This window comes from Chryseobacterium sp. VD8 (genome assembly GCF_037149975.1).
In the GTDB taxonomy this organism is placed as follows: Bacteria; Bacteroidota; Bacteroidia; order Flavobacteriales; family Weeksellaceae; genus Chryseobacterium; species Chryseobacterium indicum.
The window spans coordinates 1-8999 of record NZ_JBBCQL010000193.1 but is presented as its reverse complement, the minus strand read 5'-3'; the positions used below and the strand labels follow the sequence as shown (position 1 = coordinate 8999).

9 protein-coding genes are annotated in these 8999 nt (G+C 35.0%); 4 read left to right on the top strand and 5 right to left on the bottom strand.

The window, feature by feature from the left end:
• Nucleotides 1–386: 386 nt before the first annotated feature.
• Entirely contained in the window at nucleotides 387–1019 is a 633-nt protein-coding gene (locus WFK35_RS17395; protein ID WP_336733648.1) for a hypothetical protein, read from the bottom strand.
• Between the two features lie 107 nt (nucleotides 1020–1126).
• Here WFK35_RS17395 and lipA point away from each other — a divergent pair, with 107 nt between their 5' ends.
• Complete coding sequence (gene lipA / locus WFK35_RS17390) at nucleotides 1127–1993, top strand: lipoyl synthase (protein ID WP_076395321.1); 867 nt, start codon at nucleotides 1127–1129, stop codon at nucleotides 1991–1993.
• Between the two features lie 65 nt (nucleotides 1994–2058).
• On the opposite strand, the gene WFK35_RS17385 is transcribed toward lipA, so the two are convergent.
• From WFK35_RS17385 to WFK35_RS17370, 4 genes are all read right to left on the bottom strand, one after another.
• Entirely contained in the window at nucleotides 2059–2598 is a 540-nt protein-coding gene (locus WFK35_RS17385; RefSeq protein WP_336733647.1) for a lipocalin family protein, read from the bottom strand.
• A gap of 307 nt (nucleotides 2599–2905) precedes the next feature.
• Complete coding sequence (locus tag WFK35_RS17380) at nucleotides 2906–3640, bottom strand: LytR/AlgR family response regulator transcription factor (protein WP_336733646.1); 735 nt, start codon at nucleotides 3638–3640, stop codon at nucleotides 2906–2908.
• A gap of 41 nt (nucleotides 3641–3681) precedes the next feature.
• Nucleotides 3682–4398: a hypothetical protein gene (locus WFK35_RS17375; protein WP_336733645.1), complete on the bottom strand. Its 717-nt coding sequence runs from the start codon at nucleotides 4396–4398 to the stop codon at nucleotides 3682–3684.
• Between the two features lie 7 nt (nucleotides 4399–4405).
• Complete coding sequence (locus WFK35_RS17370) at nucleotides 4406–6184, bottom strand: tetratricopeptide repeat-containing sensor histidine kinase (RefSeq protein WP_336733644.1); 1779 nt, start codon at nucleotides 6182–6184, stop codon at nucleotides 4406–4408.
• A 130-nt stretch (nucleotides 6185–6314) separates the two neighbouring features.
• On the opposite strand from WFK35_RS17370, the gene WFK35_RS17365 reads away from it, so the two are divergent.
• The 3 genes from WFK35_RS17365 to WFK35_RS17355 form a co-directional block, all read left to right on the top strand.
• Entirely contained in the window at nucleotides 6315–7700 is a 1386-nt protein-coding gene (locus WFK35_RS17365) for a vWA domain-containing protein (protein WP_336733643.1), read from the top strand.
• A gap of 123 nt (nucleotides 7701–7823) precedes the next feature.
• A complete protein-coding gene (locus tag WFK35_RS17360) occupies nucleotides 7824–8177 on the top strand; it encodes a hypothetical protein (RefSeq protein ID WP_336733642.1) in 354 nt (117 codons plus the stop codon).
• 263 nt (nucleotides 8178–8440) lie between these two features.
• Nucleotides 8441–8999, top strand: a 559-nt coding sequence (locus WFK35_RS17355; protein WP_336733640.1) for an SIMPL domain-containing protein, incomplete at its 3' end; no start/stop codon positions are given.

Sequence of the window (8999 nt, the reverse complement as noted above, 5' to 3'; positions counted from 1 at the left end):
GCTGAAAGACGGTCTTGCCAAAAAAATGGAACTTCTGAAACAGAATCCTCAAAATGCAGCGAGCATCAATAAGCAAATCGATGCGATCAACAAGTCCATTGAAGATTTTAAATAACCTTTAAATTATATTGAAGTTCTTTAACTAGCTTTAAATTTAACCTCAAAAGAGACAAAAGACTTTATTGGATTTATGTAAAGTATTTCAAAAGTCTGCAAAGAGAAAAAATCTTTGATTTTTTAAAATTTATGTGCTCTTTTTTTCATTAAGTATTAAACTTAAGAAACTAAAGTGTTTAATTCTTTTGCTTCTTTTGCAGTAAAAAAGTTTAAACAAATTTATTAAAAAAAGCACTTCTGCAAAGAGGTGCTTTTTTACTTTAATATCATCAGATATAAATCTTTTCCTTTGTTTTAGGCAGCAGAATTTCTCTTCTTTTTTCCTGATTTCTGTTTTGCAGATTGATTTTCATTCCTTTTTTAATGAAAACTTCTTTCTTCGAATTTCCGTATTCTTTTTTGTTAACGACTTCCTTTTCATAAATGATCTTACCTGTGGAAAGATTAAAGTCTACTGTTGTCCAATATTCTTCTGGTTTTCCACTTTCAGAGAAAAAGCCGATTAACTCGAAATGACCGTTCTGAAATCTGTACTTGTCTGTACCGCCCCATTTCCAACTGCTTCCGCCGTAATGGCTAATTTCCAGAATTCCGTTTTTTATCTCGGTTCCCTGATACGGATCGCCCATCATTCCACCGTCTTTACTGCCCAGAATTGCTTTTGGGGATTTTTCCAAAACAGTCCATTTATTATTTACTTTCTTCAGAATCTGAATTTCGCGAAGGTCTCCGGAATCGCCGTTGGTCGGAATATCATAAACTATTACTTTTTCAGGGATTTTATCTCCGTCAAGATCACCCTCAACAGTTTCATTGATTTTTGAATTTTTCGGCTGAAATTCTTTCTGCGCAAAACAGAATGTGCTGAAAATAAGGGCTAGAATGCAGAATGTGTTTTTCATAAGATATTTTATAGTTTAAAATTACTGAATTATATGTTTCATCAATGCCTGTCTTTGATTGTTTCGATAAAAAAATCACTAACTTTGAACCTCAATTTGAGAAATAAATGGAGAATTTAGTTCAGGATACTACCGTTCAGAAACCAAAATGGATTCGTGTAAAACTTCCTACCGGAAAAAACTACCGAGAACTGAGAACTTTGGTTGATAAATATAAATTAAATACCATTTGCCAGAGCGGAAGCTGTCCGAATATGGGCGAATGTTGGGGAGAAGGAACAGCTACTTTCATGATCCTTGGAAATATCTGTACGCGAAGCTGCGGGTTTTGCGGGGTAAAAACCGGAAAACCGATGGATGTAAACTGGGACGAACCTGAAAAAGTGGCACGTTCCATTAAATTAATGAAGATCAAGCATGCTGTTTTAACGTCTGTAGACCGCGATGATCTGAAAGATATGGGATCTATTCTTTGGGCAGAAACCGTAAATGCAGTAAGAAGAATTTCTCCGGGAACCACAATGGAAACTTTGATTCCCGATTTTCAGGGGATTACAAAACACATCGACAGATTGGTAGATGTAGCTCCGGAAGTAATTTCTCACAATATGGAAACGGTAAAACGTCTTACAAGAGAAGTGAGAATTCAGGCAAAATACGAAAGAAGTCTTGAGGTTTTAAGATATTTAAAAGAAGCAGGACAGAGAAGAACAAAAACAGGTGTAATGCTTGGTTTGGGAGAAACTAAAGAGGAGGTTTTCCAGACGATTGAAGACATCAGAAACGCAAATGTGGACGTAATTACTTTAGGACAGTATTTGCAGCCTACAAAAAAACACCTTCCTGTAAAGAAATTTATCACTCCTGAAGAGTTCGATGAATTCGGGGATTTTGCAAGAAGTTTAGGATTCAGACATGTTGAAAGTTCACCTTTGGTAAGAAGTTCTTATCACGCAGAAAAACATATTCATTAAAATAAAAAATCGCTCCGTTTTTGGAGCGATTTTTTATTTGGTTTTGTCTGATATTTTAATTCAGATTAATTATGTTTAACCCAGATTAATTTATCTGTATTATAACCTACATTTTTTGCTTTTTCTAAAAATCTCTGGCGGATGCTTTCAGGGATTTCTTTTGTTCTGGACAGAATCCACAGATATTCAAGATTGTTTCCCATGACCAAAGCGTACTGATAATTATCGTCGATATCTACCACATTATATCCTGCCCAGATCGGCTTAAAAAAAGAAACTTTCAGGCGTGCTTCCGTTTCTTTTCCAACGAATCGTGCTTCACCAATGGATTCCTTCCACTCTTTTTTAACATAGTTGTACCCTTTGTTATCTACTTTTATCGTTCCGTTCGGGTTTTTAGAGTAGGTTGCCGTTACATTATCCATGTTTTTCTCGAATTTGTAATCGAAACGGGCTATTTCATACCATGTTCCCAAATATTTATCTGCATTAAAATTCTGCACAGCCATTGCTCCTTTGGGAATTCCTACGGAACATGAATTGAGAATAAATAATCCTAAAATACCCAGAGAGACAGGGATTGCTATTTTCTGAAAAGTCTTCATAATAGAAATATTTTTGTAGTCGTCCTGAAAAGTTCAAAAATGATGCCTGAACGATTGGTAAGAAGTTTTCTAATCATCCCTTCGACAAGCTCAGGGTGACATCTCGAATACTAACCGTAATATTTTAACATTGTAAGAATCTTATCGAAGCCTTTATTGGTAAAAGGGATAAGTCAATTCTTTTAATGTTGAATCTTTGCAGCCCGACTTGAGCGGAACTCTTTTTGTAAAACAAAAAAGCGGGAGCGGAAGGCATAAATGAGAGAAAAGTAAAGGGTTTTATCGAAGTTTTAAGCTACCCAAAAAATTAAGAAAAAACTTTCAGAAAATTGTCTTTGAAACTTCCGGAAACTTCAATTTCGGTATTGTCGGAAAGTGTTGCCGTTCCGCTTTTGTGATAAGATTTTACAAAGCCTGTGTTGATGATGTGTGAACGGTGAACTCTTACAAAAGGATTTTCCAGCAGATCATCGAAATGTTTTAAAAACCGGCATACCATTTTCCTGGAACCGTCGGTAAGATACACCTGAGTGAAATTTCCATCCGCCTGAAGTCTTACAATGTCTTCTGTTTTCACCACATCAAAGCCTTGTAAAGTCGGGAGAATTAATTGTTGTTTTTCGGGTTTTAACTTTAAATTTTCGAGTAGGATTTTATTCCGGTTGAGTTCTTCTTTGCTTTCCAGACTTTCTGCCACTTTATTAACCGCTAAAATAAGCTCCTGAATGTCAATTGGTTTTAAAATATAATAACTTGCCGATTTATTAAGAGCCTGTAAAGAATATTGTGAAAATGCCGTGATAAAAATCGTTTCGTAGGAAAATTCTTTGGTCGCTTCCAAGACATCAAAAGCATTTCCAAAAGGCATTTCAACGTCCAGAAAAACCAGTTGCGGCTGTTTCTCGGCAATCAGTGGAACGGCTTCTTTGATATTTTCGGCTTCCCCTAAAATTTCAACCTGCGGACAGTATTTTGTAAGATAATTCCTCAGAACATCTCTTGCAATCAATTCATCGTCTACAATTACAGCTTTTATTTTCATACTTTAGGTTTTAGGTGGCAGATTTTAGGTTGCGGAAAAAACTATTGATATTTTCCGTTGGAGAATTTTAAAGTTTTGTAGGTTGTTTTTGAGGTTTCAAAGTCTTTGCAATCTCCTTTTATCAGTTTTGTTCTCCTGTTTATATTTTGTGTCTTGATGATAAGATCTGTAAAATTAGCGGTTGTTTTTTTGTCGAGATCTATTGTGGAAGTGGTCTCATGAAACTCTCCTGCACATCTTGTGTCCCATTCTCCGCTGTACGAATACACTTCGAATCTGTTCAGAATTTTTTTCAGGCTTCCGTTTTCCCTATAAAAAAGAGAAAGCTCTTCTGTTGAATAAGGATTCGGCTGGCTTTGTCCTCTGAAGCTGACTCTAATTCCGAAAGCACGGATGTCTTTCCTGACTGTATATAAACCTGTATCGATCGTTATTCCGCTTATTCCAATCGCATCCGAAGTAATTTCTTCAGGATCGTAATACTTATTTTTAATATTGCCTTTTTCGTCTGTAATCAGGATGTAATTTCTTACAGTATACGTTCCTTCATCTTCCTGTCCATCGAAAATGGGCAATACAACAATGTAAGAATCTTTCTCATTTGGCATTTTCTTTTCCGTGTAAAACTCTGTTCTGATCTGTGATTTATTTATTTTCAGTGTTTTAACAACAGTTTCAAAACGGGCAGAATTGATTTCCTGTCCGAACATCACGAAAGATGATATTAGAAATACAAAGGCTAAAATTTTTCGCTTCATTGGGTTATTACAATACATTTAATTTTAAAATGACCAAAACACCGGAATTATTTTCTTTATCTTTCACCATGCATGAAATCTCTTTTTTATACAGATCGTTTAACAGATCGATTCTTTCGAGGGTATTTTTCATTCCGCGCCGTTTTCTGGCTTTCTGATGTTCGGTTTTCTGTTTTTTGCTTTCTTCGATCCCGATTCCGTTGTCTTCAACGGTTATTTTGAGCTGCTCGTTTTCTTTTTCAAAACTTAAATTTAAAAATCCTTTGGTTGTTCTGTAACGTAAACCATGCCATATTGCGTTTTCTAAAAATGGCTGCACCAGCATTCCCGGAACTTTAAGACTTTGAGTGTTCAGGCTTTCATCTACATGAATTTCATAATCGAATTTATCAGCAAAACGTGTTTTTTCCAAAGCAAGATAATTCTGTAACAGATCCAGCTCCTGCTGAAACGGAATGAAATCTTCGGTGGAATTTTCCATCACGCCGCGCATTAATTTTGAAAATTTGGTTAAATATTGGTTGGCTTCCAGTTCATTATTGGTAGCAATGAAATGATTCACAGAATTTAAGCTGTTAAAAATGAAATGCGGATTCATCTCGCGGCGCAGCGACTGCAAAGCGATTTTTTTATTCTTGATCTGAACTTTTTTAAGGGTTCTGAAAATGAAAATTATCAATCCGATTAAAACAATCAATGCAAAGATCAAACTGTAGTTGAAAACATTTTTCTTGCGGATCAGTTCATCCTTCAGTTGTTTTTCCTTTTCCAGTTGGGCAATTCGCTGTTCAGTATCTTCAAGAATCTTTTCATCGACCAGACTTTTGTCTTTTGAAACCAGATCCGGCAGTTTTCCGAGAAAATCACGGTACAATTTTATCGAAGCATCCGTATTTTCGGAAACGTTATACAAACTGTCGAGTTTTTTTACACTTTTCTGTGCTTCCAAAGTGTGACCTTTTTCGAGCGCAATTTCGTAAGATTTTTTTAACAGATCAATGGCTTCTTTCGGATCATTTTTTTTGATGTAAATATCGGCAAGCTCCTGGATTTGTTCCACCTGTTTTTTAGAATTTTCTTTAACGAAATCTTCTTTTAAAACGGTCTTTTTTGCTTCAATTGCTTTGTCGAAATTTTTATTTTCAACGTAAAAATCCGTTAATTTCTGGTTGATTTCCAATGCCTGTTGCGGTGCTTCTTTTTTAGAAATTTTATAGGCATTCGTAAGATTTACTTCCGCTTTCGGAATATCATTCTGCTGAATATTGATATCTGCCATCTGCGTGTAATTCGCAGCCAGTTCGCCTTTATCTTTTTCCCTCTCGTTAAGCTGGATATTATTCTGGATCGCTTCTTCTTTAGCTTCCGCAGAATTTACGGAAAGTCTGGTCACGTCATTGGAATTCAAGGCACGGCTTTTAGAATAACTTACTTCTGCGGCTCTGTTGTAATTGCTGATTGCCGGAGAAATTTTGTTCTGCTTTTCCTGAGACTGTGCCAGTTTGCGGCTTGCTTTTTCAATATTCGGTTTGTCGTTTAATTTTTCGTAGATATTTTTTGCTTTGGTGTAATATTCTTCACTTTTCTGAAAGTTCCCGTTGTTGAAAAACGATTCTCCGATGTTGTAGTAGGAATCTGCCTGTGAAGATTCGTCTTTAGTATCGACCGCTTTTTTTAATCTTTTGCTTTGCGTCTGAACTTCCTGAACAACATTACTGCTTTGGGAAAACAGGAGATTTCCCAAAAACATCAATACAAAAAGGACAAAAAGCCGGATCATTTTCATAAAACAAAGATATACATATATATAATGTACAAAAAATTATTCACCAAGTGAAATTCTTCTTTCACCAAGTCTCGTATTTTTTGAGGGGTTTCTGAGGCTAAGTTTGTGGCATAATTCAAATTTAATCATCATGAAAAATTTATCTTTTTTAAACAAAAGTACATTAGTTTACCTTTTCTCTTCAACATTTCTTTTCAATATCTCAAAAGCGCAGTTAGGAGTTTCTTCAGGCTCTGTTTCCCATACGGTGAGCAACGGTCTTTCAAGTGCAAATGAAAGTGGATTTCTTAACGAAAACACGATTATTGTAGAAGATTTTATGAATTACCACAAACATCAGATCAAAATTCCGAAAAAAAATGAAGTGGCTTTAAGCATCGATTATGACAATACAATTCTGAATTCGGACGACAGCTTTTTGCTGCAAATAGGTCTTGCAACGCAAAATGTATCAAATCGTCAGAATTCGAATAAAGTAAATGTTTCTCTGGTCATTGATAACAGCGGATCTATGGGTGGCGGAAAACTTGAAAAAGTAAAAACGGCACTGAAAGTTTTTGTAAAAGGATTGAAATCCGAAGATCTCATTTCCATTGTAAAATTTGATGATACTGCGAATCTTGTTTTAAAATCATCAAAAATAAAAGAGGTTGCCGGAAATTTAGATGCCATTATTGAAAGTATTTATCCTGCAGGTTCCACCAATATTCATTCGGGGATGATGATGGGCTATTCTGAAGCGCAAAAACACAATACCAAAGACTACAACAGCAAAGTAATTCTTCTTACCGACGGAATGACAAATTCCGGAATTACCGATCCTGAAACAATTCTGAAACAGTCGAAAGAATTTAACGATAAAGGAATAGACATCAGTACAATCGGAGTCGGACAGCAACTGGATTTTGATCTGTTAAGGAGAATCGCCACTTACGGAAGAGGTTCCAATTATTTTATCGGAGATGCTGAAGAAGATATTCAAAAGACCTTTAAAGATGAATTGGAAAGCCTTTTATACAATATTGGAAAAAAGCCGAAACTAACGATCAATCTTCCTGAAGGAATGAACATTAAAACATTTTACGGTTATCAGCCAAAATATATTTCTGATCATGAAATAGAAGTAGAACTTGAAAATTTAGATTGCGGGCAAACCCAGATTTTCCTGATAGAAGTTGAGAAAAATGAATTAGAAAATTCTTCAATCACGGCTTCTCTGGTTTATGAAAAGAATGATGAGGTGAAAAATATTTCGTCAAAAAAAGAATATGATGGAATGACGGAAACAACTCAACAAGAATTAAAGAAAAATTTTCAGATTGCTAAAATGGCGACAGCACTCAAAAAAGCAGCAAAAGATTTTTCACAATCCAATATCGGAAATAGCAAAAATTCGATGCAAAACATTATCAGTTATTATCAGTCTTTCTGCGATAAAAACGATGAAGATCTGAAGAGAATTTATAATATCGCCTTAAAATATTCATCCGGAAAACGCACAAAATCTTATTATTAAATCTTTTGGGCAATTTCAATTCTTTATCAACTCTTATGTGAAAAAATTGTAATATGAAAATTGAAATTCTGTTAACAGTCAACTATTTAGCAATGCATACTTTTGTTAAAACCAAATACGACTATGAAAAAACAGCTTTACTTTCTTCTTTTACCTGTATTATTCCTGCAGAGTTGTTCGTTTCTTGAACAAAACAATTTCATTGAAACCAAGATCATTTCCAGCGATCTCAATGAAAAAATTGTTTACAAATTTTATCAGACCGGACTTAATGATTACAAAGTAGATTTTTACTCTGTGGATCAGTCCGGTTCTACAAAGCTTTTTGAACATGATATCGACGATGCGAATGTAACATCTGATCCGTATAACATTTCAGAAAAAAATGATGAACTCATCATCCGAACCACACTTTTCTCCGAAGTTAAAAGACTGGTCACACCAAGCGGAAAATCAATTATTCTCACCAACAGATAAACAGTTCTTTTCAGGACTGTTTTTTATATTCATCACAAAACATTATTTTCAGCTATCATTTGCTGAACGAAGTGCCGTTGCGCACGAAGAATATTCACAATAATTTCAATTAAAATCTTTGCTAATCTTCGCGTTAAAATAATCATCATTTCCAATTTTTTTGATTTCACCAAGCCAAACCTTCATTTCACCAAGTCTCCCGATTTTCAGTTTTAAATCGGCGTAATTTTACTCTAGAAGTTTAAAATTAAAAAAAGAAAATTATGAAACTTAGACATTTTTTACTGATCGGATTATTTCTGATAGGAGGACTGATCAACGCACAGGAAACAAAGAAAAATTTCATTGAAGTAACCGGAATTGCAGAAATGGAAGTAGAACCGGATGAAATTATCTTCAATGTAGGAATTAAAGGAGATAACAAAAACCAATTGGCAGAGAACGAAAAGCAGCTTTTTGAAATCCTTAAAAACAACGGAGTAAAAAACGAAGACATCAAATTCAAATCGATGTACCAGAATATTTATTCCAAAACGAAAATTTTCACTAAGAATCTTCAGTTTAAGGTAACAAAGAAGACCGATATGGGAAATCTTTTTGAAAACCTGAATCAGAAGTGGGTTAGCAACGTCAACATTGCGGAAATTAAAAACACAAAAATCACAGATTTCAGAAAAACCGTAAAAATCAATGCGCTGAAAGCAGCCAAAGAAAAAGCCGACTATCTTCTGGAAAGTGTGGGCAAAAGAACAGGAACTCCGCTTGAGATCGTAGAAATTGAAGATTACACCAGTGATATGATCATGCCAATGAACTTCAGAG

What these genes read in the sequence shown, in the direction of transcription:
- WFK35_RS17395 (WP_336733648.1), bottom strand. Translation starts at nt 1,019, where the DNA reads ATGAAAAACACATTCTGCATTCTAGCCCTTATTTTCAGCACATTCTGT.
- lipA (WP_076395321.1), top strand. Translation starts at nt 1,127, where the DNA reads ATGGAGAATTTAGTTCAGGATACTACCGTTCAGAAACCAAAATGGATT.
- WFK35_RS17385 (WP_336733647.1), bottom strand. Translation starts at nt 2,598, where the DNA reads ATGAAGACTTTTCAGAAAATAGCAATCCCTGTCTCTCTGGGTATTTTA.
- WFK35_RS17380 (WP_336733646.1), bottom strand. Translation starts at nt 3,640, where the DNA reads ATGAAAATAAAAGCTGTAATTGTAGACGATGAATTGATTGCAAGAGAT.
- WFK35_RS17375 (WP_336733645.1), bottom strand. Translation starts at nt 4,398, where the DNA reads ATGAAGCGAAAAATTTTAGCCTTTGTATTTCTAATATCATCTTTCGTG.
- WFK35_RS17370 (WP_336733644.1), bottom strand. Translation starts at nt 6,184, where the DNA reads ATGAAAATGATCCGGCTTTTTGTCCTTTTTGTATTGATGTTTTTGGGA.
- WFK35_RS17365 (WP_336733643.1), top strand. Translation starts at nt 6,315, where the DNA reads ATGAAAAATTTATCTTTTTTAAACAAAAGTACATTAGTTTACCTTTTC.
- WFK35_RS17360 (WP_336733642.1), top strand. Translation starts at nt 7,824, where the DNA reads ATGAAAAAACAGCTTTACTTTCTTCTTTTACCTGTATTATTCCTGCAG.